Genomic DNA, 23,461 nt, shown 5'->3' on the forward strand with positions numbered 1-23,461 from the left:
CCCCCCCCCCCCCCCCGCCGATCCCCTCGGCGCCCCCCTCGACCTGGTCTGCTCCTCCCAGGGCTCCCTCCTCCCTCCCCGCTCAAGAACCGGCCGCCGTCCGCTTCGACCTCCGCCTCTGGGGAGCCGACGCCGGCAAGATCGTCCGGGTCCGAGCCCCCGAGTCCATGTCCCCCGAGAGCTTCTCCCGCCTGATCGACGCCCTCCGCCTTCACATCCGCATCGATTCCCCCGACTGAGCTTCCCTCGCGTCCCGAGTCCGACGCCCCTGCGCTCGCGTTCCTCCGTTCGCGACCTTGCCACGACTCCCCGCAACCCCGACCCAGGACGCCGAACCCCAGTTGGTGACAACCGGATCGGCGAGATCCCGACTGTCACCGATCGCGGCTCATCCGAGCGTTGGGGAAGCGACCCGAGGCGTCTCGGCCCGGGTCGGGACGCTCGGGGTCGCGTGGACTCATGGTTCCATAAAATCAATCGTGATTGATTGTGATCGGTGTGTCGATGGGAGCCGGCCCCTCGGCCCCCTGCTGGGGCTCCGGGGGCGGGATCGAGCCGGACCGCCGGCGTGCTCCGTGTTGATCCTCCGCCCTGGACGGCGATGTCGATGAAAGAAATCACGGCCCTCGACCGACCCTTCGCCGCCGAAGGGTCGTATGATGGTTCGATGGGGGGTGTCATCGTGGTGTCGTTCGGGGTCGATCCGAGGCCCCCGGGCCGAGTCGACGGGGGGGCTCTGACCGCTGTCCGATCGGCGAGACGACGGCCGGATGGCATCGCTTGGCATCGGGTCGGATTGGGTCGGATCGGGGGGCTCGGGCCCGCTGGGGGCGAGGGGCGGCAATCGATGGGCAGTTCGCTCGCGTTCGGATGCCCGGAATGCGGTCGTCGGATCGACCTCGACCGGAACTCTCGTGGCCGTCGGGTGAAGTGTGGCCGGTGCGGCACGCTGGTCGAGGTTCCGTTCTTCCCTCGGCGGTTTGGCCGGCGGCGGTCGAATCGGAGGAGGAGGGCCTGGCTGGCGGTCGGCCTGGTCGCGATGGCGATGCTGGCGGTGCCGACGATCGGTTGGCAGTGGTGGCAATCGTCCTCCCGACGCGGGCAGGCCGCCGAGCTGACCCGGGTGCTGGCCCGGCTCGACGAGGCGGAGCGCCACCGCGACCTTGCCTCGGCCCTGCTGGCCGCCGACGAGGCCCGAGCGCTGGCCTCCCGGTACGGTCTGGATCCCCCCGGTGGGCCGGAGGCCCTGGCCGACCGCCGAGACGAGATCGCCCGAAGGGACGCTGAGGCTCGCCTCGAGGCCCTCGCCGGCCTCGCTCCCGACCTGGCCGCCGACGAGGCGATCGCCCTGCTCGATCGCTCCGGCTCCGACCCGGCCCTCGAGGCGATGTCGGGGCGCATCCTCGCCGACGCCGCCGCCGCTCTGTCCCGGTGGGCCGACCATCACCTCGTCCTGGCCGAGCAGGCCCGGGACGACGGCCGTCCGGTCGAGGCCCTGGCTCGGGCCCGACTGCTGGCCGAGCGCCTGTCCCCGCTCCCGACCGCCTCCTCCTCCGGGGCCCTCCGCCGTGTCCGATCCTTCGCGGCCGGGCTGGTGGCCGCTCGGGGAGCCCGAGTCGGGCCGATCTCCCTTGCCGGCTCCCCGTCCCCCGAGGGGCTTCCCCCGATCGATTGCGAGCTTCCGCCGATCCTCGCCGATGCGCTGGCCCGACGCGGCTATCTCCCTCCCGATCCCGATTCTCCCCTGGCCGACCTCTGGGACGCCTCGCCGTTTCTCCTCCGAGCGACGATCGACCGCAAGCCGGGGCCGAACTACCTTCAGTCGTTCCACCGCACCACGCTGTTCTCCGTTGCGCTCTGCTTCGAGCGCGACGGCCAACCGGCCTGGAGCGAGGCGTTCGACGCCCGCACCCGGATCCCCTTACCCGGCCTCAGCGCTCTCGAATCCAGCCGCCTGGCTCTGGGCGGCCCGCCCTCCGACGAAGTCGCCCTCCGCTTCGAGCGTGACGCCCGCATCGACTTGCTCGAGAAGCTCGTGTTGAAGCTCTCCGCCCTTCCTCCCGCCCCTGCGCCCTGATCCGATCCGCAACGGCGAGGCCCTTCGCCCTCCCGGCTCAGCCCGCGTCGACGGCCGCGTGCGTCGAGCTGGAGAGGATCGAGGCCCCCTCGGCCCGGCCGATCGTGTCGTCGACCACTTGCATCACGCTGTCGCCCAGCCCCTTCTGCCGGATCCGCTCCACCTGCTGCCGGCAGGTGAAGAGGGCCGAGACGACCTCCGGGTCCCACTGCGTCCCGGCCCCATCGCGGAAGATCCGGTCGATCTGGTCCGGGCTCAGCCGACGGCGGTAAGGTCGGGTGCTCGACATCGCGTCGAAGGCGTCGGCGACCGCCAGGATCCGGGCGATCTTCGGGATCGACGCCCCGGCCAGGCCGTCGGGGTAGCCCGAGCCGTCGAAATTCTCGTGGTGGTGCGCCACTCCGGGCAGCAGGTGGTTCAGCTTTTTCAGATCCGAGAGGATCTGCACCCCGATGCGCACGTGCCGCTTGATCTCGCCGAACTCCGAGGGGGTCAGGGGGCCGGCCTTTTGCAAGATCGCGTCGCTGATGCCGATCTTGCCCACGTCGTGCAGCAGGCCGCACAGGTACAGGTCGCCCCGCTCGTTGGCCGACAGCCCCATCGCCTCCCCCAGTTGCGCGGCGATCCTCCCGACACGCTCCGAGTGCCCCAGCGTGTACGGATCCTTGGCGTCGATGGCCGCCGAGAGCGACCGAATCACGCCGAAGAGCAGGTCTTTCAGCTCGGCGTAGTGCCTCGAGTTGGTGCGCTGGGCCGCGATCAGGCTGGCGATCGGCCGGAGCAGGTCCGCCTCGTCCTGGCCGAACGGCCGGTCGTCGAGCGGGTTGACCGCCACCAGCCAGCCCGCCCCCCCTTCGGGGTCGGCGGCCACGGCCAGGGCGTGGCGGACCCCGGCGACGGTCGCCGAGTTCGGGTCGCTCCAGGAGTGGTCCCCCTGGCGGTCCGGCCTCGGCAGCAGCTGCCGGAAGGTCTCCGGTCCCCGGCCCGAGATCGAGCCGGATTGCACGACTGGCTCCCTCCGGCTCCTCGGCACCCAGGCCACCGCCTCCGCTTGCAGCGCCCCCCGCAGCGCCTCCACCGCCAGCCGCTGGAACCGCTCCGGCGGGTCCGACACCGACAGTTCCCTCGTCAGCCGATCCGGCAGCTTGAGCCGACGCCGAGCGGGAGCCTCCGAGTCCCCCGGCCCCGAGCCGCCGGAAGGGGAGCCGGCGAGCCTCGCGTGGATCTCCCTCCCCCAGGCCAGCAGCGCCGGCGCCGGCGCCGGCGTCCCCCACGGTCCCCAGGGCCGGCCCACTCCCCAGTGCCCCGTGCCCGACAACGCGAAGCCGGCCCAGGCGGTCGTCGACGCCCCCCCCTCGTCGGGGCAGCGGACGATCAGCCAAAGGTGATTCTCGGCCGGACCAGGAATCCAGAGCGAGACGGCCTTGCCGCCCGACTCCCGCACCGCGCTGGCCGCCCGCTCCGACCGGGGCCAGCGCACCTCGTCCTCGCCGACCCGGGCGGCCCAGCTCGCCTCGCCTCCAGGACCGATCTCCAGCAGGCCGACCGGCGCGGAGAACTCCAGGCTCAGCGCCCGGGCCCGGCATCGGGCCCGGTGCTCCGCCTGATCGCGGGGCGGCGGCTCGCCCACTGTCATCTCGGGCGGTTCGATCGGACTTCCGGCGTGCATGGATCCTCCCGGTTGGATGCGGATGGTCCCTTGGCTCCGGGTGGACCGGATCGACTCGGAGGTGCCCGCTCCAGGTCCTCGGCGGGCGGAGCATTCGGGACTGGTCCAATCGCTAAGCTAGGGCGCCGGTTGATTCCGGGCAACTCGGGCACCCGCTTGGGCTGTTCGGCGGCCCCTTCCGCCTCGCTCCGACCTAGAGTTTCCTTCAGAGGGCAGGCTCCCCTTGGGAGAACGGCCTGCTCGCTCCGATCGGGCCCGTTTCGCCAGGAGTTTAGGCGATGATCGATCTCGGGTCGGGCTCCAAGGACGGCTGGGCGGGATCCGACCTCCGCTTCTGGGACCTGCCCACCGACCCCCAATCCCGGGGGTGTTCCCTGCCCCCTGCGCCTCCTCCTCGGTCCACCCGACCCTCCACGGTCGAGGGAAACGAGCCCCCGACGCCGGGAGGCCCGGACGACCTCGACTTCTCGCTCCACCTGCTCGACGCCTCCCCCTCCGCCGAGCCGATCGACCTCTCCCTCTCCGTCCCGCTGACCGCTTCCCGGCCGACCGAGCCCAGGTTCCCCGCTCCCGGGGAGGAGATCGCCGGCTTCCGGGTCGTCCGAGAGCTGGGCCGAGGCGCCTTCGCCCGCGTCTTCCTCGCCGAGCAGCTCGACCTGGCCGACCGCCAGGTCGCCCTGAAGGTGTCCGCCCACCCGGTCGTGGACGAGTCGCAGCTCCTGGCCCGCCTGCAGCACTCCCACATCATGCCCATCCACTCGGTCCACAGCGACCGGGCCAGCGGCATGCACCTGATCTGCATGCCCTATCTCGGCGGCGCCAACCTCGCCCAGGTGCTCGAGGCCGCCGGCGCCGTCTCCGGAGCGGAGTCCCCCTCCACCGGCGGCAGCCTCGTGGCGGCCCTCGACCAGGTCGGCGGCCCTCCCCCCTCGCTGCCGGCCAGCGGCAAGGGGGGCCGACGCTCCTCCCAGGCCCTCGCGTCGTTCGTCCAGGCGACCGCCGCCTCCAAAGACCAGCCCCCCGCCTCCCAGGCCTCCCCCTCCATCGTCCGCTCAACCCTGGCCCGCTGCTGGGCCCAACTGGCCGGCTGGCGCCTCGTCGGCGAACCAGACGACGCTCCGGCCGACGACCCCGACCACGCCCAGCCCGCCCGCCGCTTCCTCCGGCACGCCAGCTACATCCAGGCCTCCGCCTGGATCGCCGCCCGCCTGGCCGAGGCCCTGGAGCACGCCCACAACCGAGGGCTCCTGCACCGCGACCTCAAGCCGTCGAACGTGCTGATCACCGCCGACGGCACCCCGATGCTCCTCGACTTCAACCTCTCGGCCGTCGTCACCCCCGGCGAGGCCGGCTCTCGAGCCCGCATCGGCGGCACGCTCCCTTATATGTCCCCGGAGCACCTCGACGCCTTCCACCCCACCGGCACCACCCCCCCCGAGGCCGTCGACGAACGCTCCGACCTTTACTCCCTCGGCCTGATCCTCTTCGAGATGGTCGCCGGCCGGCACCCCTTCCAGGAACCCCCCGACGGGCCCCCGATGGCCCAGATCCTCGATCAAATGATCGCCGAGCGACGAGCCGGCGCTCCCTCGGCTCGCGCCGCCAACCCCGAGGTCCCCTGGAGCCTCGACGCCATCCTCCTCAAGTGCCTCGACCCCGAGCCCGACCGCCGCTACCAGTCGGCCGCCGAGCTCGCCGAGGACCTCCGCCGCTTCCTGGAAGACCGCCCCCTCCGCACCGCCCGAGAGCCTAGCCTCAAGGAACTCGCCTCCAAGTTCCTCCGCCGCAACCCGCAACTGACCAGCTCCTCCTCCGTCGCGCTGGTCTCCCTCGCCCTGATCTGCGGCATCGGCGCCCTGCTCTGGGCCATCCGAGACCGCCTGGAGGCCGCCGACGCCCGCCTGGAGCTGCGCGACTTCGAGGCCGACTTCACCCGCTGCCAGCTCCTGCTGAACACCTCCTCCGATTTCGAGGGCCTGGCTGACGGCCGACAGCTCTCCCGCGGCCTCGATCGCGCCCGGGAGGCCCTCGCCCGCTACCAGATCGACACCCTCGGCGACCGCTGGAACGAGGGGCCCAAGGTCCGCTCCCTCGCCGGCGCCGACCGCATGCGCCTGGCCGAGCAGATCGCCGAGCTCCTCATGCTCCAGGCCCGAGCCTCCGTCCTCGCCGCCCGGGACGGCCCCGAGAACGTCTACGCCGCCACCCTCTTCTGGGCCCTCGAGCGCCTCGAGCTGGCCGAGCGCATCGACCCCAGACCCCCCTCCACCCTCTTCGCCGAGCGCGCCTCCTACGCCGCCGCCCTCGGCCTGGCCGACCGGGCCGAGCGCGACCGAGAACGCTCCCTCCACATGCCCCCCGAAACCGCCCGAGACTACTACCTCCGCGGCACCTCCGCGCTGGCCGCCGGCCGCCCCGACCTGGCCGAGCAGGAACTCGATCTGGCCATCGGGATCGCCCCCCGCCGCTTCTGGTCCTGGTTCGCCCTGGGCCTCTGCCACTTCGAGCAGCGCCGCTACGCCGCCGCCGCCTCCGACTTCGCCGCCTGCACCCTGCTCGACCCCTCCTCCGCCTGGGCCCACGCCAACCGCGGCCTCGCCCTGGCCCTCGATGGCCGCATCGCCGAGGCCCGCCGCGCCTACGACCGCGCCGTCGCCATCGACCCCGACCTCATCCCCGCCCGCATCAACCGCGCCCTGGCCTGCCTCGAGCTGGACGACCCCCGGCAGGCCGCCGCCGACCTCAACCACGCCGTCCGCAGCTCCGGCCGCCGCGACCCCGTCCTGCTCGCCTCCTGGGGAGAGGCCCTGGCCCGCTCCGGCCGCCGCGACGAGGCCGAACGCCGCTTCGCCCAGGCCCTCGCCGGCCGGCCCAACGACCCCGTCCTGCTCGTCGCCCGAGGCTTCGTCCGCATCGAGCACGACCCCCTCGGCGCCCGCTCCGACTTCCAGCGCGCCCTGCGCTCCGACCCCTCCTCCCCCCGAGCCCGCCTCGGCCTCGCCCTCCTCTGCCGGGCCGAGGATCCCGCCGCCGCCCTCTCCCTGCTCGACGAGGCCCTCGAGGCCGACCCCCGCCTGCTCGACGCCATCCAGCTCCGCGCCCTGGTCCGCGCCCGCCTCGGCCTCCGCTCCGCCCTCTCCGACGTCGACGCCCTCCGCCGCGCCCCCACGCCCCACCGCCTCTACAACGCCGCCGCCGCCCTCTCCCTCCTCTCCCGATCCACCTCCGACCCCTCCCTCGCCACCGACGCCCTCGACCTCCTCCGCCGCGCCCTCGACTCCGGCATCGACCCCTCCCTCCCCCGCTCCGACCCCGACTTCGACCCCCTCCGCCCCCTCCCCGCCTTCCGCTCCCTCGTCGGCCCGTAAGCCCCCCTTCCCGAACCACCGCGAGGTGGCTTGTCTCTATCTTGAGAAATCGATCCGACGCGATCGTCCGGAGGCGGGCAGTCTGGGGTCGTGCCGACCCCAGCGTCGGGAGGCGTCCGGGTCTGGGGCGACACGACCCCAGCCACAACGCCGGTAGAAGACCAGGGCACGACGACTTGGCCTCGATCACCCGCCGATCTCGCGTCGCGACCCCGATTGTGAGAAACCAGGGTCGCTCGCGCGACATGCCGAAGTGGCACGCAATCGCGTGCTCCTGAATCGAACCCAGCCCAATCCAGTTGGAATCGATCTGCGGGAGATTGGTGCCAGGGATCGAGTAAGGCGAAGTCGCCCCAGAGGGAACCGCTTGGAGATAATAGGGGCTCGTGTTGCTCTGGTACTGGTTGGCCGTCAGTGTGGCAGGGGTTAAATTTACCCAGACCGCTGTGCCGGATGTGTAGCTGACCCACACCGATGTCTCGCTGTCGGTGATGGGCCCGCTGGTAGGGTTGTTGAACCTCAGGTTGACGACGACAGCGGTCGGGGAGGGGTCGGTGGCCGGGTTCCAATTCGCCGACCCTCGGTAGTTCAGGGCAGAGTATTCGCCGCTGGCATGGTGAAGCTGACAACGATGCCGGCGAAGGTGTCCGCGACGGGGACGAGGAGCAAGGCCAACGCCAGGAGATTCCGCAGCACGGTCTGCCGAGTGATCATCGCAAGCCTCCTGGGGATGGGCCGAAGTCTTGGATGGATCGAATCGTGAAGTCAAAAACCGATGATGACGGATGGGCCGAGAATGAAGAGGACGGCGATTCGTGTCTTCGTCTCGCCGCCTCCCGCCCTGGCCCGCAATCGCCCGGCGCGGAACCCATCGACGGCGCAGCCCAGTAGGGAGCATGATGTCGGGAGCGGCGTGCGCTGCTGATGACTTCTGGCGGCGGGATCTGGCCAGGGTGGGGTGATTAAGGTAATATGGACATTAAGGTTGCTCCTACGCCAGGGGGCAATCTCTCCCGGGCTCGCAGGTGTTGCGATCGCCTGCGGGTCCGATCCACTTGCCGGCCACACTTCGATCAGCCGGCGCGACGATCCGTGTACGTTGCCGAGAGCCCACGCTCACCACTCCCAAGAGATCGCTTCACCTCCGTTGCGACTCCCCAGGGCACGCCAGAGATTCCGCTCCGTCGAATCCTTCACGAAGCGGACATGGCCGTCGGCGAAGGCCGCATTCACCCCGCCGGGATGGAGGCTGGTCGCCGTCCAGGCGCCCGTCTGGAACCCGGAACCGTTCGTGCAGCTATGGTCATTAGGCGAGAGTGTGTGATTATAGAGTGAGAAGTTGAACTCGCCGAACAGCCAGTTCATCCCGCGGAAGGGAGCATTGGTTGGCGCAGTGCGAAGATCGATGTTATGGCATGCCTCGGCGAAGCGATCGAATTCCTCCGGTTGGTCGAGCGGAGGGATCGTCTTGAAAACCGAGCGCCTGGCATCGCGGACCAGGGGGTTCGCCGGCCCAAAGAGCCATTCGCTGATCGCGACGGTGTTGCTCAGCCCGTCGTTGATCCCGCTCGGCTTGATGGGGGACTCGAACGGCCCGGAGAACACCCCGTTGTAGCCGTACTTCTGGACACCCACACCCCGATTGCCGGCGTAGCTGGTGAAGCCGATCCCCTGATTGAACTGGGGCTGTGTGTCCGAAGGACAAAGGAAGGTCCCTGGCGTGAGCACGGCGACCGTCCAATTCTCCGGCGGCGGGAAGAAGCTCGACCCCACGTCGAAATTCAGCGCGTCGTACAGGGGCTTCTGGTCCATGTAGGGCAGCAGGGCCGCATGGGCCGAATAGCCCTGTCCTCCGTAGCCGAGCGGAAAAGACCCGACGGTTGAGGCGTAGTTGGCCAGGGCGAGCCCGAATTGGCGGAGGTTGTTCGCACACTGAGCGCGCCGCCCGGCCTCGCGGGCCATCTGGACGGCCGGCACCACGATCGCGATCAGCAGCGCGATGATCGCCAGGACCACCAGGCATTCGACGAGCGTAAACGCGTGCCGGCAGCACGAGCGACCGGAGATCACGGCTGGGATTCGCCTCCCCGTCATGGCTCCACCTCGATCTCGACGAATGGCGAGTAGGTGAGGATCGACTTGATCTCAGCTTGCTCCGCGTCGGACTCGGGCATGATCACATCCTCGTCGATCGTACAGGCCCGGATCACGTAGGTACCCGGCCGCTTCGGACGATCGAGCTCGCCCTTCAGGAGATAGCGCCCGTCCCCCCGGTCCTCCTCGGGAACGCCGCTACATGTATCGTAGTTGATGCCATTCTGCTGAAGCTCGATGATCATGCCATCGGGCATCTTGCCGCCATCGGGGATGGTCAACTCGACCCGGCAAGCAATCAGCGTGTCCTCCGGCTTGATCTTCTGGCCTTTGGCCGGTTCGAGGACCCGGACGACGGGTCTCGGGAGCGGGGCCGCCGGGGGATCGTCCGGCTGGATGACTCTGGGCTCTCCGAACCGAAACGGCCCCCGATCCTCTTCCCCACGCCCCCCAAAGATCCTCCAGAGCACCAACCCCGAACCCGCGAAGACGAGACCGCCCAGGACGAACAGAACGATGCGATTCCTCATGTCAGTTCCCTGGATCGAAGCCCCCGCCGCCGAACGACCAAGCTCAGCGGACCGGCCCGCCGAGATGAAGCTGTGACTGACCAAGAAACGCCGCGGCGGGCCGGGTCCGCTGCAGCGCGAGGTTAGGCGGTCAACGCCACTTGGCCGTGTTCGCCTCGAAGTCGATCAAGGGTGGCGAGACCTCACGCTCTCGCCCATCTGCTGACTGGAGGCGCCACCCTTCGAGCAGGGTCACGTCGAAGGGCGGGTCCTCCAACTCATCGGCCTCGGCCATGCGAGCAAGCCATTCCAGCGCTTCGCGTAGTTCGGACGTTGCGGAGAACGCCGTTAGCCTGCCGGCCGCCCAGGGGAAGTCCTCGCAGCTCACGTCCTCGACGAAGGCCACGCGCCGCTCGTTCCAGTAGAGTTCAGCAGCCCCGCTCATTCGCCCTCCGCCGGAGCCGCCTAACGCCCAAGCTCAGCGGACCGGACCGCCGAGAGTGAGCTACGCACGTGAGTGAACCGCCGCGGCGGGCCGGGTCCGCTGCAGCGCGAGGTTAGGCGGCGACCCCTCCGTTCGGGTGCCACTGGCTCTGCCAGTGCTCCCCATTCATCGGCACTGGCAGAGCCGGTAGCACCCCGATCAGGACCTCTCGACAGTGCCACCCCGCCGCCACGCCCCATACGGCCTTGCGTCACTCGACGACCTCGAAAGAAACGGTATCCGAGGCCAGGTGGTGAATCTGAGGCGATGCCGAGGAGTCGTTGTAGATCGCCTTCGCCCGGTAGTGACCGGGATCCAGGCGATAGACCTTGTTCAGATCGCTCAGGATCTCGAACGAGGTCTCCCCTCGCTTGACGACGATCTTGATGCTTCGATCACGCCTGCCCGTCTCGAATATCCGACGGAAAATCCGGCCCCATTCCGTCAGCGGCGGCTCGATGCCCTGCTCGTCGACCACCTCGACCCAATGGTTCGGCCAGAAGCCGCACTTGTAGATCTCCGTTGGGGGGCCATCGGCATTGCGGAACACGACGACAACAGGGATTGGCCCGACGGTGCGGAACGTCGGTCCCGTGAGGGCTGCGGTGAGCCTGTAGTGCGTCATCGCGCGGTCCACCTGGCGATTGTGATCCGGGGACGGGCGAAGGTCGCTCCGGTCCCGTCCCGAAGCCGTGCGGTGCACCGCCGCCAGTGCGGCCAATGCGATCACCACGAGCGCGACGGGCGCGATCAGCAGGAAAGGGCGATGCCTCATCGGTTGCGCCTCCGAAAGAGCACGAAAGCGGCGACGGCCGGGCCGCCGAGGGACACTAGGGCCAGGCTGGCCGGCTCCGGCACCGCAGCGAGTCCGGCGGGTCGCCGGTCGAAGCGGACCGCGTCGGCGGCAGATCTGGGAGGATCGTGCGATACCAAGTGATAGAATCCCCACCTGATGCCGTCGTGAATGGTGACCGATCCAACCCCATTGTTCAACGTACCGTCCCAGGAGGCGAGCATCAAATCGGCCGTCCAGTACAGCCGAGTAAAATGAGGGAAGGGTGGCGGGTTGGGGTAGGGCACCGCAGGCACGTCGATGAACTTATAGGTGCTTGAGGTCTTGTGAGTTGAGTCGTGGTAGTCAGGATCGTCCCCGTTGATATCCCAGTAGAACGGCATGACAGGAGTTTCATTCGTGTCGTTGAGGATCGGATCGATGACGGGGTTCATCCCCGGAACGATGGGATCACCCGTGTCGACCATCTGGATCCAGTAAAGATCTGCGAGCGCCGGATCGCCGGTGCCTCTCGTATAGGTCGCCCTGAACTCCGCGCCGCCGTAACCGTCGTTGGCATATGCCTTGTATGCATCGATGTTGAGGGTGCCCGACAGGCCACCGGCGTAGCTGAAGGTCCAGTCGGGGAATTGGTCGGACAGGGTGTTCCGGAATTTGGTCGAGGCACTGGGAATGTAGGTGACGGATTGGGGATGGAGCTCGACATTCCCGTTCAAGCTCGGATGGGATGCTTGTTGTTTGTAATTTTGCGGCGCGGGGCCCGTGATCGTGATACTCCCACCGAGAACCGGCGACGTGGCCAACACGGACGCCGTGATGATCACCGCGAGACGTGAATTTATGTGCATCATGATTGCCTCCTTTCGAAGTGATTCGGCTCGGTCGCACGTTAGACGGCCCGCCGGACCGCCGGGGGCAGTCGCCGCCGAACGACCAAGCTCAGCGGACCCGGCCCGCCTGAGCCACCGTTGATGTCACCACCAAGCGTCGCGGCGGGCCGGGTCCGCTGCAGCGCGAGGTTAGGCGGTCAACGCCACATGGCCGTGTTCGCCTCGAAGTCGATCAAGGGTGGCGAGACCTCACGCTCTCGCCCATCTGCTGACCGGAGGCGCCACCCTTCGAGCAGGGTCACGTCGAAGGGCGGGTCCTCCAACTCATCGGCCTCGGCCATGCGAGCAAGCCATTCCAGCGCTTCGCGTAGTTCGGACGTTGCGGAGAACGCCGTTAGCCTGCCGGCCGCCCAGGGGAAGTCCTCGCAGCTCACGTCCTCGACGAAGGCCACGCGCCGCTCGTTCCAGTAGAGTTCAGCAGCCCCGCTGATTCGCCCTCCGCCGGAGCCGCCGAACGACCAAGCTCAGCGGACCGGAACGCCGAGAGAAACCGCCCGAATGACCAAGAGGCGCCGCGGCGGGCCGGGTCCGCTGCAGCGCCAGGTTAGGCGGCTCAGCCGCCACCGGTGGGACCGGGGCACGAAAACTTTGCTCCGGCCACCTGCCCGCCTCGCTGCGAGGGTGGGCCCAGATCGGATACGTTTGTCGATCACGGACTTGGGGGACAGCCTTCGCAACCTTCGTCGCCGTCGGGTTGTTCCGGCGGAGGCGGGAACCCGAAGTTTGGCACCTCCGACCAATCCAAGTCCCCGGCAACGATCGAATTCGACACGAGCGTCCCGGCCATCGACAGGGCCAGATACAACACCTGGATCCCGTCAACACCGTAAACCGTGTAGAAATTGTTATCGCCAAGGCCCCTGGTTCGGACGCGGCACGCCCAGTCGCCCGGCTCACCGGGCACGTCGGGCGGAAGCTGATAAGGCATCCCGATCTCAACGAAAGCCGGGATCTCTGCGCCATCGGCCCGCAGCCAGACCATCGGCCGAGTGGCGATGATCGGGCCCATCGGATCCTGAACATTTTGCATGACCAACTGCTCCTTCTAGATGGAGGGTCTTCGGAGAGTCACAGAGCGAGGACCGGTGCCAAGGCTAGTCCACTCCCTCCGCTCACGACGATAAAGGTGACCCCACCGATGACGACGATCGTACCGACGACGACTCCGGGATGATCCGCGATCCAATCTGCTGCATCATCCAGGACGCGACCGACCCGTGCTGCTTCGCAAGCAGCGTAACACGCCGCGAGCTGCTCCGCGCATGCCGCGTAGCAGATGGCACGTCTCGCCCGGCTTCGGAATCGCTTGCATCCCTGACAACACAGTTCGTAGGCAGCGTAGCAGGCTTCCCTGCAGGCTTCGATATCTCCTCCAGCCATGGCATAGGTCATGGGCCCATCCCTTGGAGTCGGCTGGCTCGACGCCCTGATGACCTTCAACAGAGGGGCGACTGCAATGATGCCTCCTGCGACGATGCCGCCCAGGAAAGTGCGTCTTGAACCGCAGAGCGTCCGTTTCCGTTTCTGGTTTTGGTCCATCGCTGGTGTTCTCCGTGCGTTGACGGCCGATTGGTCATGAAGTTGGGTTGAACAGATTGGTGGTCGACGCACGACCGGTGACCGAGGCTGCCTAACGACCAAGCTCAGCGGACCGGCCCGCCTGAGCCACCGTTGATGTCACCACCAAGCGTCGCGGCGGGCCGGGTCCGCTGCAGCGCGAGGTTAGGCGGTCAACGCCACTTGGCCGTGTTCGCCTCGAAGTCGATCAAGGGTGGCGAGACCTCACGCTCTCGCCCATCTGCTGACTGGAGGCGCCACCCTTCGAGCAGGGTCACGTCGAAGGGCGGGTCCTCCAACTCATCGGCCTCGGCCATGCGAGCAAGCCATTCCAGCGCTTCGCGTAGTTCGGACGTTGCGGAGAACGCCGTTAGCCTGCCGGCCGCCCAGGGGAAGTCCTCGCAGCTCACGTCCTCGACGAAGGCCACGCGCCGCTCGTTCCAGTAGAGTTCAGCAGCCCCGCTCATTCGCCCTCCGCCGGAGCCGCCTAACCTTGTTTCGATGGACGAAATGGCGTGTTCTTCCACGTCACCTCTCCCCCGTTAGCGCCACAGGCGTCGGTGGGGTGGCTAAGGTCGACACGACCCCCGCCGCCCCGCCGCCCGCCCTCCAGGCGTCAAGGAATGAGCGGCCACCTGGAAGCTAACGCTGCATGTCCATGACTGCAATAGGTGTTTGGAGAACATCAGATGCTCCCTCGGCCCGAGGGGCTCCGGAGCGGGGCGCCGTCGGCAGATTTTGAGACTGGACCACCCCCCATCCCCCGATGGTGTCGATGAGGGGCCCGTGCGCGCCGAGCGATCGCGGTGCGGCGCGGCGCGTCGGACGGGCCGAAGCGATCGGCACCTTCTCCGTCTCATTCCCTGGAGTCCGTTGAGGCACATCTTGGGGGGAGCATCATGAGCGACGGCATCTCGCGGAAGCGGATCGAGGCGAACCGGCGGAACGCGCAGCGATCGACCGGGCCGAGGACGGACGAAGGAAAAGCACGCAGCCGGGCCAACGGCTTGAGGCACGGGATGGCGGCGGAGGTGCTGGTGCCGGAGGAGGATCGCATCGCGTATGATCAGGTCATCGAACGTTGGCGGCGAGAGGCGGGGCCGGACAACGTGGTCGAGGAGCATTTGATTCAACGGGCTGCCGTCATGTCGGTGCGGCTCGATCGGATCGAGCGGGCCAACCAGGAGGCGAGGGAGGCGGCGGCCCGAGAGGCGGTCGGGCGCTGGTATCGGCGGAAGCAGGCGGCGGCGAGAAAGATGGGGCAGCGGTTGATGCTCGATCCGGTCAATGTGATCGAGGAGCTGGAGGCGACGGCGTTTGGGTGCGAGTGGTTGATCCGGCATTGGCGGCGGCTGGATAGTCAGATTCGCCTGGGCTCGCGATGGGACGGGCGCGATCGGGCGCAGGCGATGGCGATGCTCGGGCTGCCCGGGGGGCCTCCCGACCCCGAGGCGGGGGAGGAGGCCCGCATGCTCTGGACCCTCGCCGCCTCGATCGGTCGCGGGCAACCAGGCGTTTACGGTGCCTCCGCGTTGCGTCCGGACCCGGTCGTTGACGAATTCGCTCCCCCCGTCGATCCGGACGCGGCCCGAGCGGCGTTGCGCGCGATCATTGCGCGGCAGATCGAGCGCTTGCGGGCGCTCCGAGACGCCTCGTGGCGGGAGGTCGAGGGGCCTGAGCGGGAGGCGGTCGCCCGGCTCGCGGCGGCGGCGGACACGTCGAAGGAGGGGCAGCTGCGGCATCGGTACGAGTCGGCGGCCGATCGGGCCTGCCTGGCGGCGATTCGGCTCTTCCTGAACCTGCGGGATCGCCGCCGTCGGGAGTTGCTGGCGATCGCCAGGGAGGCGGCGGAGATCGGGGAGACGCCCCGGGCCCCCGTCGGAGGGGGATGGTGGCGGGAGGTCGATTCCGACCCCGCCCCGCCGGGGTTCGTCAGGATCGAGTCGGAGCCGACGCTCCCGGCCAGGAGTTCGATCGAACCGATCCCCGGCTGCTCCCCGGCGGCCTCGCCGGCTCCAAAGGACCTGGCCCCATCGGAGTCCCCCGCTCTGGGGACCTCCCCTGATCGCGCTGGGACCTCCGTCGCATCCCCGGAGTCCCGATCCCCGGGAGAGGGCTCCTCCTCCCGAGAGGCCGAGCCTTCGGTCGCCCCCGGCCGCCCGTCTCCCGACGAGCCGAGACGGACCGAACCCATTTCGACCGCCGGGCCGTTCCGGATGGAATCGCGTAAGGTGAATCCTATCAATCGGTTGGGAGGCGAGAGGGCGGCCCCTCGATCCGGTGACGGCCAGCGCACCGGCCCGCGCCGATCCCCGCTCCCGCCGTACCGTCTCCGCCCGGTGACTCCCGGATGACCCTGGACTCCGGGCTCCCGACCCGGATCGGACGCTCCTCCGCCTCCTCCTTCCGATGACGAACCTCCCCGGCCGGGCCTGTGTCCGATCCGGTCCCGAGGACGGTCTGTCGAGCGATCCGGGGCGGGGCGCCTCGGGCGATGGGGGGACGGGAGTCGGGGAGGCTCCGGCTCGGAAGGGCGCCGAGGCCGGGGGTCGGAGTCCCGGTTCCGGCCTCCCCGCCCCGGCTTGCCCGTCCGAGAGCGGGCCGATCGGAGCCAGGGCGGGCGATCCGTCCGTGGCACCCCGATTCTCGACGCGATCGACCCTGCGGTTGGGCGATTGGCCCTCGATCCGGCCCGCCTCGGGTTCCCCCGGCGTGGAGTCGCATCGCCCGATCCGGTAAACTGTTCCATCCCGCCGCGCCGACGGTCGCCCGGCGCGCCGTATCCGCCAGTCGCCGATTCGAGGAGTGCCAGGTCGTGAAGAACGTCGCCGTCGTTGGGGCCACCGGGGCCGTGGGGGCGAGGATGGTCCGCCTGCTGGAGGAGCGGAGCTTCCCGGTCGGCTCGATCAAGTTCCTCGCCTCCGATCGCGGCGCCTCGGAACGTCGCGTCGTCCGATTCAAGGGGGAGGAGTTCCCCGTCGAGCCGGTCAGCGACTCGGCCTTTGAGGGGGTCGAGATCGTCCTCTCCAGCACTCCGGCCTCCGTCTCCCGCCAGTGGAGCCCCCGGGCGGCCCAGGCCGGCGCCGTCGTGGTGGACAACTCCAGCGCCTTCCGCATGGACCCTGAGGTCCCTCTGGTTGTCCCCGAAGTCAACGCCCACGACATCCCCCGGCACCAGGGGATCATCGCCAACCCCAACTGCTCGACCATCCAGATGGTCGTCGCGCTGAAGCCCCTGCACGACGCCGCCCGGGTCCGTCGGGTGATCGTGAGCACCTACCAGTCGGTTTCCGGCGCCGGCCAGACCGGTCTCTCGGAGCTGGAGGAGCAGCTCGAGGCGCTCGTCCAGAAGCGAGACTGGCCGGCCCCCTCGAAGTTCGCCCACCCGATCGCCGGCAACTGCCTGCCCCAGATCGACGTCTTCCTCCCCGACGGCTACACCAAGGAGGAGCGCAAGATGATCGACGAGACCTGCAAGATCATGGGGGATCCCGCGATCGAGGTCGTCCCCACCTGCGTTCGGGTGCCGGTGCCGTACTCGCACAGCGAGTCGATCCTGGTCGAGACCGAGCGTCCCCTCTGCCCCGAGGAGGCCCGGGCGCTGTGGTCGGCCGCCCCCGGGGTCACGGTGCTCGACGACCCCGACCGCAACGCCTACCCCCTGGCCGCCGACGCCGAGGGGCACGACGACGTCTTCGTCGGCCGCATCCGCCGAGACCCGTTCCGGCCCAACGCCCTGCTGTTCTGGTGCGTCAGCGACAACCTCCGCAAGGGGGCCGCCACCAACGCCGTCCAGATCGCCGAGGAGCTGGTCAAGCTCCAGCCCGCCGGCTCCTCCCGGTGAGCCGGCCGGCGAGGGCGATTCCGATGAGCACGCCCCCCGGATCCGACGATCATCTCCGTGAGGTCCTCGCGCGCCGGCCCCTCCGGGGGCGCCCCGCACCATGAGGAACATTCGGCTGACGATCTGCTATGACGGCTCGGACTTTCACGGCTGGCAGCGCCAGCCGGACTTCCCCAGCGTCCAGGAGGCGTTGGAAATGGCCGTCGAGCAGATCACCGGGCACCGCCCCGACATCACCGCCAGCGGCCGCACCGACGCCGGCGTCCACGCGCTCGGCCAGGTGGTCCACTTCTTCTGCCCTTCCCGGCTGGCTCCCGAGGTGCTGGTTCGGGCCATCAACGCCAAGCTCCCTCGGTCGATCCGGGTCCTCGACGCCGAGGACGTCCCCCAGGCCTTCCACGCCACCCTCGACGCCCGGAGCAAGCGCTACCGCTACGTCATCGACAACGCCCCCATCCCCGACCCGTTCCGCCGCCGATACTCCTGGCACGTCGGCTCCCGGCTGGACGAGGCCGCCATGCACCGGGCCGCCCAGGCCCTCCGAGGCCGGCACGACTTCCGGAGCTTCGAGACCGAGTGGCCCAACCGGACCAGCAGCGTCCGGACGATCCTCGATATCGCCGTCTCCCGGGACGGGCCGGTCGTCACCATCGAGGTCGAGGCCGACGGGTTTCTGTACAATATGGTCCGGTCGATCACCGGCACGCTGGTGCTGATCGGAGCAGGCCGCCGGCCCGAATCGTTCGCCGCCGAGGCCCTCGCCGCCCAGAGCCGGGCCGCCGCCGGGCCGACCGCCCCCCCTCAGGGCCTCTTCCTGCTCCTCGTCCGATACGGCCGGACGCCTGCGACTCCCCTCGACGAGGAGGGCCCTCCGCGCCCGCACCTCCCATGAGAATCGTCCACGTCATCACTCGCCTGATCCTCGGCGGCGCCCAGGAGAACACGCTGCTGACGGTCGAGGGGCTGCATCACCGCTTCGGCGACGACGTCACCCTCATCACCGGCCCCGCCGAAGGGCCCGAGGGGGACCTGTTCGACCGCGCCGATCGGCAGGGGCTGAAGGTCGAGCTGATGCCGGAGCTGGTCCGCCCGATCCGGCCGGCCACCGACCTGAAGGCCTACCGCCTCCTGCGCCGGGCCTTCCGCCGGCTCCGGCCCGAGGTCGTCCACACGCACAGCTCCAAGGCCGGCATCCTCGCCCGAGCCGCCGCCTGGCACGAACGGGTCCCGCTGGTCGTCCACACCATCCACGGCCTGCCGTTCGGCCCCTCGGAGACGCCCTGGCGCAATCGCCTGTACGTCGGCCTGGAGCGCTGGGCCGCCCGGCGCTGCCACGCCATCGTCAGCGTTTGCGACGCGATGACCGAGCAGGCGCTGGCCGCCGGCGTCGGCCGGCCGGATCAATACGAGACGATCTTTAGCGGCATGGAGGTCGAGCCCTTCCTCCACCCTCCCCGCCCCCGGGACGAGGTTCGGCGGGAGCTGGGCCTGCCCCCCGAGGCCGTCGCCTTCGCCACCGTCGCCCGCCTCTTCGAGCGCAAAGGGCACGACGACCTGCTCGACATCGCCCCCCGGGTCCTGGAGGCCAACCCCCGAGTCCGGTTCGTCTGGATCGGCAGCGGCCTGCTGCGGGAGCACCTGGAAGCCCGAGCCGAGGCCCTGGGCGTCCGCCACGCCATCACCTTCACCGGGCTGGTGCCTCCGGGCCGGATCCCCGAGCTGCTTGGCGCCTGCGACGTGGTGCTGCACCCCAGCTACCGAGAGGGGCTCGCCCGGGTGCTGCCCCAGGGGCTGATCGTCGGCCGGCCGGCGATCAGCTACGACGTCGACGGCGCCCGGGAGGTCGTCACCCCCGAAACCGGGATCCTCGTCCCCTTCCGCGATCGCCAGGCCCTGGCCGAGGCCATCCTCGCCCTGGCCGGCGACGAGCCTCGCCGGCGCGCCCTCGGGCAGGAGGGCCGCCGACGATTCTCAGAGCAGTTCCGGCACGAGGTGATGGTCGACTCGATCCGGTCACTGTACGAGCGTCGCCTTGGGCTGCTCTCCCCGGCGGCGGCCCCGGGCGACGGTCGGGGCGGGGCCGCCGTCCGGTGAGACGGTCCCGGGCCGGGGGCGGATGACGGCGATCGTCAGCGATTCATTCTTGAATCGCTCGATATTGAACCCCGCGACGGTGCCCCGCTCCTCGACCTCCAGTCTCGGGTGTCGCTTGAGCAGTTGCAGCTCGATGGGCGTCAGGGCCGACACGAGCGGTCCCTCTCGGCGGGCCATCAGGTCGGCCCCGACCCGGCCCTCGAGGACGGGGATTGGATGCCCGATCGAGTAGACGACCCCTGGCGGCTTGAAGGTTGCTAGCACCGGCAGCGCTCCCTCGGCCCGCTCGACCTCGTCCAGAGCCCTGGCCACCTTCTGCGGCAGGCGGTAGGGCTCCACCGCCGGCAGGAACCCGGCCCCGAAGACCAGCAGCGCCACCGCCCAGGACCCGACCAGAGCCCCCGCCGCCCGCTCGGTCGCTCCGACCCGGAACCGATCCACTGCCAGGAACGTCCCGATGCCGACCGCCGCCGCGAACGCCAGGCACGACCACCGCAGGCCCCCCGGCAGCGCCGACGCTCCCGCCAGGGCCCCGACCGTCAGCGCCACGCCGATCCCGCCGAGCATCCCGAGCGAGGTCCGGCCCAGGGGCCATCGTCTCAGGTTCAGCTCCGACCGCGAGACGGCCGCCACCAGCCACCCGACCGCCAGCGCGCAGGCCGGGTACGCCGGCAGGACATAATGGATGAGCTTGGTTCGCATCAGTTCCAGGAGCACCATCGGCCCGATCGCCCAGCCCAGTACGAACCCCGCCGCCGGATCCGTCCTCCTGATCCGCCAGAGGCCCGCCAGCCCCGCCGGCAGCAGCGCCGACCACGGGTAGAGCAGCGGAATCGTCAGCGTCGCGTAGTAGCCGGGGAAGCCGCCATGCGTCTCGATCGACTCCGTGACCCGCTTGATCACGTGATAGCCCCAGGCGACGCTGAAGAACGCCCCCTGGCTCACGATCCCGATCGCCACGTACCAGGGCAGGGCGATGGCCAGGAACAGCAGCACCCCCCAGTTCCTCGCCAGCCACCGGCCGAGCACCCGGGCGGTCAGCTCGACCGCGGTCAGGCCCGAGGCCGCCAGGCCGATGACGCCTCCTCGGGCGATCGCTTCTCGGAAGCGGAGCCCCTCGTCCAGGCCCGAGGAGTCGGGCCAGAGCGGGGAGAGCAGGCGACGGTAGCCGGCGGTGGGTCCTCCCCACCACCAGCTCATCAGGCCGGCGGCGGCGATCAGGACCGGCCCGGCTGGCCCTTTGGTCAGCACCGAGAGGGCCAGGCACGTCCAGAAGGCGGCCGTCGCCCACCGGCTCGGCCGCCGGGAGAGCTCCCAGACCGCCCACTGGGCGCCGATGAACCAGGCGAGCAGGGTGGCGTCGGTGGTCGCCAGCTTCGACTCGGCGACCATGATCGGCGCCGTCGCCAGGGCGAGCGCCGCCCAGCGGCCCTCGGCGGGGCCGAACAGGCGGCGCCCGAGTCCCCAGACCATCAGACAGGCCGACATCCCCATGACCGACGAGACAAGCCGGGCGCCGAACGGGTTGTCGCCGCCGACGGCGGTGCCGACGAGCATCAGCCAGTAGATGAGGACTGGCTTATGATAACGCGGCTCGGCGTTGAACGTGGGGTGGATCAGGTCGCCGCTCTGGCGCATCTCCCGGGTGCAGCCGGCGTACCGGGGCTCGTCGCGGTCCCAGAGGCTGGCCCGGCCGTTGCCGGCGAGGTTCAGGGCCAGGGACAGCAGACCGATCAGTGCCAGCTCCCGCCAGGGGAAGCGGCGGGAGGGCGAGGGCTCGGCCGTCGGGGTCGGCGTCGGGGTCGGGGTCGGGGTTGGCTCGGGCGCGTCCAAAGGCTCCCTCCCTCGGAATCGCTTTGCATCGGGGCGGCGTTCGCGTCCGTGCTCGGGGCGTCGATCGCCGCCCCGGCCGCCCGATCGGGAGCGGGACCGGTCTCCTCGACCGGGCCGCTCGGCAAGATCCGGACGCTTCTATACCCGATCGATCCTCCCCTGTAGAGCCCGGTTTCCCCCCCCTCTCCCCAACGGACCGGCCCCCTCGGGCCGGGGAGCCGATTGCCATGACCGCATCCCAGACGGAGGCCGAGGCCCTCCTGCAACACGGCGCCCTCTACCCGATCCGGCTGGGGATCCGGCCGTCCTCCCCCGCCGGCCCCCTTGTCTTCGCCGGATTCAAGCACGGCGCCTTCTCGCTCTACTTCGGCGACGAGCCGAGCTACCACTTCGACCTCGAAGGCCGCTGGCAGCGCTGCTACCTCGACCCGAGCCACTTCCTCCGCCGCCTCGACGGCTCGACCCAGGCCATCGACCGCCCCCGGGTCGGCCCGAACCTGACGCTCGATCGCCGGACGTTGGATCGGGCCGAGGCCGACGCGATCGACGAGGAGATCCGGGGGATGGCGGCCGACCTCGCCGGCCGGATCGCCTCCGGGGCCTGCGCTCTGATCGCTCCCCCCGAGCCGACCCGGGCGATCGATCGGGACGACCTCCTGGCCATGCTCGGCCGGATCTCCTCCTGGGACGCCATCGCCTGGGCCGGGCATCGCGATCGGTACCGAGCGACCTTCGGGCCGATCCCCTTCCTGCCTCCCGACGCCCTGGACGCGGTCGTGCTCCAGGCGACCGTCGGGGGGGAATCGCGGTCGCTCGAGGGGTTCTCCCGGCATTGCCGGGACGTGGCCGCCCTGCTCGGGCTGGGGGCGGTGCCCCTCCGGACCCTCTTCCTCTCGGGGCCGGATGTCCTGCGACGGCCGGCCGCCGAGGTCGAGGGGCTGCTCCTCCTCGCCAGGGAGGCGTTCCCCCTCGCCGAGGGCCCCGCGCCGGCCCGGAGGTCCGACCTTCCGGTCGATCGGCCGCACCGGGACGGCATCCTCGCCTTCCTCGGTCCGGGGGAGGGGTCAGTCCCTGAGGAGGGCTCCTGGGCCCGATTCCGATCGCTCGGCCTCAGTCGGGTGGCGGTCGGCCTGTCCACCGCCGTCTCGTCCTCCTCGGCGGACGCCATCACCCCTCGGGACGATCTGCTCCGAGCCGTGCCGGAGGCCCGTCGGGGAGGGCTTTCGGTCAGCGTCGTGGTCTGGATCGACCCGGATCACTGGTGCGAACCGGCCGACGTCGCGGGTCTGATCCGGTCGCTCGGCCTGGGCAAGGGGGACCACGTCTACCTCGTCGACGGCCGGGAACAGCCCGGCCGATCGGACGGGGAGGCCCCGGGGGAGGACCGGGATCCGTCGGTCCGGCGGCAGGAAGCGGCCCTGAGGGACGCGATGGCCCCGATGCGTCGGGAAGCGGGGGTGAAGGTCCTTCCCTACAGTGTCAAGAAGCAGGGGATCTGGTAATGATCGGCGGGTTTTCGAGGATGAGGGGGAGCCGGCGGGGCCGGGGCTCGTTGCGAGCCGGACGTCGGGGGGCCGCGTCCGTCGTCCCCGATCGTCCATCGTCTCGGGTGGTCGGCCTCCGGTCCGTTCTCCGCCCTCCCCGTTCGGGCACGGTCCATCGGCCCGCCGGGCCCGGGGGATCGGCCGCTCGGTCACTCGTCCTCGGTTCCCAAGCCGATGCCGATGCCGATTGGGAGCGGCTCGTCCTCGGGGGAATCGGCCGGATCGGCGGGGGGGGCCTCGACGGGGGCGTCGGCGGCGGCGGAGAGGCGCTGCTGGGTGGGATCTTCCATCCCTTCGGGCCAGATGTGGAAGCCTCCCCGGGAGACGGGGGGGATCTCCCAGGTGCCCCAGATTCCCTTGCCCTCGTTGTAGCCCTGGTAGAAGACGTCGTGCCGGCCGATGTAGTTCTTGATCCAGTGGCACGTGCCGTCGGTCAGGTCGTAGCGGCCCCGCAGGAGGAATTGGCCGACGAAGTCGCGTCCTTCTCCGATGAGGACCCCCTCTCGGAAGGTGAGCTGAAGCTCCATCCAGTGCCGGCCGGGGCGCTCTCGCATCAGGAAGAAGCCGGTCCAGGGGCCGGAGGGGAACCTCGGGTCGGTCTCGGTCGGGGGCCCGGAGGGGGCCGGCTGGCTCATCAGGCAGAACTCCAGAGGCCGGGGTCGGCTCGAATTGGGCCGCGACGGGCAGGGGGGTGCGGGGACTGGT

General features: G+C 70.0%; 19 protein-coding genes and 1 pseudogene. 8 read left to right on the plus strand and 12 right to left on the minus strand.

Features of this window, described 5'->3' with window-relative positions; translation table 11 throughout:
• Positions 1–239: pseudogene (locus tag TsocGM_RS25925) on the plus strand (hypothetical protein); the annotation flags it as partial.
• 608 nt (positions 240–847) lie between these two features.
• Positions 848–2,077 carry a zinc ribbon domain-containing protein gene (locus TsocGM_RS08785; RefSeq protein WP_126724940.1) on the plus strand — a complete coding sequence of 410 codons (1,230 nt, stop codon included), beginning with the start codon at positions 848–850 and terminating at the stop codon, positions 2,075–2,077.
• A 37-nt stretch (positions 2,078–2,114) separates the two neighbouring features.
• On the opposite strand, the gene TsocGM_RS08790 is transcribed toward TsocGM_RS08785, so the two are convergent.
• Entirely contained in the window at positions 2,115–3,713 is a 1,599-nt protein-coding gene (locus TsocGM_RS08790; protein ID WP_126724941.1) for an HD-GYP domain-containing protein, read from the minus strand.
• A gap of 311 nt (positions 3,714–4,024) precedes the next feature.
• Between TsocGM_RS08790 and TsocGM_RS08795 the strand changes: the two genes are divergently transcribed.
• Positions 4,025–7,114 (plus strand): serine/threonine-protein kinase, encoded by a 3,090-nt coding sequence (locus tag TsocGM_RS08795; protein ID WP_126724942.1) that lies wholly within the window; start codon positions 4,025–4,027, stop codon positions 7,112–7,114.
• Between the two features lie 588 nt (positions 7,115–7,702).
• On the opposite strand, the gene TsocGM_RS27575 is transcribed toward TsocGM_RS08795, so the two are convergent.
• From TsocGM_RS27575 to TsocGM_RS08840, 9 genes are all read right to left on the minus strand, one after another.
• The gene (locus tag TsocGM_RS27575) at positions 7,703–7,828 is read right to left on the minus strand and encodes a hypothetical protein (protein ID WP_261341627.1); all 126 of its coding nucleotides are present in this window, start codon (positions 7,826–7,828) and stop codon (positions 7,703–7,705) included.
• A 402-nt stretch (positions 7,829–8,230) separates the two neighbouring features.
• Entirely contained in the window at positions 8,231–9,184 is a 954-nt protein-coding gene (locus tag TsocGM_RS08800) for a DUF1559 domain-containing protein (protein ID WP_158633445.1), read from the minus strand.
• Between the two features lie 20 nt (positions 9,185–9,204).
• The gene (locus tag TsocGM_RS08805; protein ID WP_126724944.1) at positions 9,205–9,738 is read right to left on the minus strand and encodes a hypothetical protein; all 534 of its coding nucleotides are present in this window, start codon (positions 9,736–9,738) and stop codon (positions 9,205–9,207) included.
• 130 nt (positions 9,739–9,868) lie between these two features.
• Entirely contained in the window at positions 9,869–10,162 is a 294-nt protein-coding gene (locus TsocGM_RS08810) for a hypothetical protein (protein WP_126724945.1), read from the minus strand.
• Positions 10,163–10,412: 250 nt separating this feature from the next.
• Positions 10,413–10,976 (minus strand): hypothetical protein, encoded by a 564-nt coding sequence (locus TsocGM_RS08815; RefSeq protein ID WP_126724946.1) that lies wholly within the window; start codon positions 10,974–10,976, stop codon positions 10,413–10,415.
• Complete coding sequence (locus TsocGM_RS08820; RefSeq protein WP_126724947.1) at positions 10,973–11,845, minus strand: PEP-CTERM sorting domain-containing protein; 873 nt, start codon at positions 11,843–11,845, stop codon at positions 10,973–10,975. Before TsocGM_RS08820 ends, TsocGM_RS08815 begins: the two co-directional genes overlap by 4 nt.
• A 176-nt stretch (positions 11,846–12,021) precedes the next feature.
• Positions 12,022–12,276: a hypothetical protein gene (locus TsocGM_RS08825; RefSeq protein ID WP_126724948.1), complete on the minus strand. Its 255-nt coding sequence runs from the start codon at positions 12,274–12,276 to the stop codon at positions 12,022–12,024.
• 257 nt (positions 12,277–12,533) lie between these two features.
• Entirely contained in the window at positions 12,534–12,914 is a 381-nt protein-coding gene (locus TsocGM_RS08830) for a DUF6968 family protein (protein ID WP_126724949.1), read from the minus strand.
• A gap of 700 nt (positions 12,915–13,614) precedes the next feature.
• The gene (locus TsocGM_RS08840) at positions 13,615–13,908 is read right to left on the minus strand and encodes a hypothetical protein (RefSeq protein WP_126724945.1); all 294 of its coding nucleotides are present in this window, start codon (positions 13,906–13,908) and stop codon (positions 13,615–13,617) included.
• A 432-nt stretch (positions 13,909–14,340) separates the two neighbouring features.
• On the opposite strand from TsocGM_RS08840, the gene TsocGM_RS08845 reads away from it, so the two are divergent.
• The 4 genes from TsocGM_RS08845 to TsocGM_RS08860 all read left to right on the plus strand — a co-directional run bounded on the left by TsocGM_RS08845 (position 14,341) and on the right by TsocGM_RS08860 (position 19,379).
• Positions 14,341–15,795, plus strand: a complete 1,455-nt coding sequence (locus TsocGM_RS08845) for a hypothetical protein (RefSeq protein ID WP_126724951.1) — start codon at positions 14,341–14,343, stop codon at positions 15,793–15,795.
• Positions 15,796–16,256: 461 nt separating this feature from the next.
• Positions 16,257–17,285, plus strand: a complete 1,029-nt coding sequence (locus TsocGM_RS08850; protein WP_126724952.1) for an aspartate-semialdehyde dehydrogenase — start codon at positions 16,257–16,259, stop codon at positions 17,283–17,285.
• A gap of 100 nt (positions 17,286–17,385) precedes the next feature.
• Positions 17,386–18,177, plus strand: a complete 792-nt coding sequence (gene truA, locus TsocGM_RS08855; RefSeq protein ID WP_126724953.1) for a tRNA pseudouridine(38-40) synthase TruA — start codon at positions 17,386–17,388, stop codon at positions 18,175–18,177.
• The gene (locus TsocGM_RS08860; RefSeq protein WP_126724954.1) at positions 18,174–19,379 is read left to right on the plus strand and encodes a glycosyltransferase family 4 protein; all 1,206 of its coding nucleotides are present in this window, start codon (positions 18,174–18,176) and stop codon (positions 19,377–19,379) included. The genes truA and TsocGM_RS08860 overlap by 4 nt, the downstream gene beginning before the upstream one ends.
• Here TsocGM_RS08860 and TsocGM_RS27580 read toward each other — a convergent pair.
• Positions 19,299–21,212: an ArnT family glycosyltransferase gene (locus TsocGM_RS27580; RefSeq protein ID WP_261341628.1), complete on the minus strand. Its 1,914-nt coding sequence runs from the start codon at positions 21,210–21,212 to the stop codon at positions 19,299–19,301. The genes TsocGM_RS08860 and TsocGM_RS27580 overlap by 81 nt on opposite strands.
• Positions 21,213–21,439: 227 nt before the next feature.
• On the opposite strand from TsocGM_RS27580, the gene TsocGM_RS08870 reads away from it, so the two are divergent.
• On the plus strand, positions 21,440–22,714 hold the full coding sequence (locus TsocGM_RS08870) for a hypothetical protein (RefSeq protein WP_126724955.1): 1,275 nt from the start codon (positions 21,440–21,442) through the stop codon (positions 22,712–22,714).
• Positions 22,715–22,905: 191 nt separating this feature from the next.
• On the opposite strand, the gene TsocGM_RS25930 is transcribed toward TsocGM_RS08870, so the two are convergent.
• The gene (locus TsocGM_RS25930) at positions 22,906–23,391 is read right to left on the minus strand and encodes a hypothetical protein (protein ID WP_158633446.1); all 486 of its coding nucleotides are present in this window, start codon (positions 23,389–23,391) and stop codon (positions 22,906–22,908) included.
• Positions 23,392–23,461 lie beyond the last annotated feature (70 nt).

The sequence above is a fragment of the Tautonia sociabilis genome, from assembly GCF_003977685.1.
Lineage (GTDB): Bacteria > Planctomycetota > Planctomycetia > Isosphaerales > Isosphaeraceae > Tautonia > Tautonia sociabilis.

Coding starts and splice junctions, on each gene's coding strand:
- TsocGM_RS08830 (WP_126724949.1), bottom strand. CDS start 12,914: ATGCAAAATGTTCAGGATCCGATGGGCCCGATCATCGCCACTCGGCCG.
- TsocGM_RS08790 (WP_126724941.1), bottom strand. CDS start 3,713: ATGACAGTGGGCGAGCCGCCGCCCCGCGATCAGGCGGAGCACCGGGCC.
- TsocGM_RS08840 (WP_126724945.1), bottom strand. CDS start 13,908: ATGAGCGGGGCTGCTGAACTCTACTGGAACGAGCGGCGCGTGGCCTTC.
- TsocGM_RS27575 (WP_261341627.1), bottom strand. CDS start 7,828: ATGATCACTCGGCAGACCGTGCTGCGGAATCTCCTGGCGTTGGCCTTG.
- TsocGM_RS08795 (WP_126724942.1), top strand. CDS start 4,025: ATGATCGATCTCGGGTCGGGCTCCAAGGACGGCTGGGCGGGATCCGAC.
- TsocGM_RS08860 (WP_126724954.1), top strand. CDS start 18,174: ATGAGAATCGTCCACGTCATCACTCGCCTGATCCTCGGCGGCGCCCAG.
- truA (WP_126724953.1), top strand. CDS start 17,386: ATGAGGAACATTCGGCTGACGATCTGCTATGACGGCTCGGACTTTCAC.
- TsocGM_RS08820 (WP_126724947.1), bottom strand. CDS start 11,845: ATGATGCACATAAATTCACGTCTCGCGGTGATCATCACGGCGTCCGTG.
- TsocGM_RS25930 (WP_158633446.1), bottom strand. CDS start 23,391: ATGAGCCAGCCGGCCCCCTCCGGGCCCCCGACCGAGACCGACCCGAGG.
- TsocGM_RS08815 (WP_126724946.1), bottom strand. CDS start 10,976: ATGAGGCATCGCCCTTTCCTGCTGATCGCGCCCGTCGCGCTCGTGGTG.
- TsocGM_RS08785 (WP_126724940.1), top strand. CDS start 848: ATGGGCAGTTCGCTCGCGTTCGGATGCCCGGAATGCGGTCGTCGGATC.
- TsocGM_RS08805 (WP_126724944.1), bottom strand. CDS start 9,738: ATGAGGAATCGCATCGTTCTGTTCGTCCTGGGCGGTCTCGTCTTCGCG.
- TsocGM_RS08870 (WP_126724955.1), top strand. CDS start 21,440: ATGACCGCATCCCAGACGGAGGCCGAGGCCCTCCTGCAACACGGCGCC.
- TsocGM_RS08810 (WP_126724945.1), bottom strand. CDS start 10,162: ATGAGCGGGGCTGCTGAACTCTACTGGAACGAGCGGCGCGTGGCCTTC.
- TsocGM_RS08845 (WP_126724951.1), top strand. CDS start 14,341: ATGAGCGACGGCATCTCGCGGAAGCGGATCGAGGCGAACCGGCGGAAC.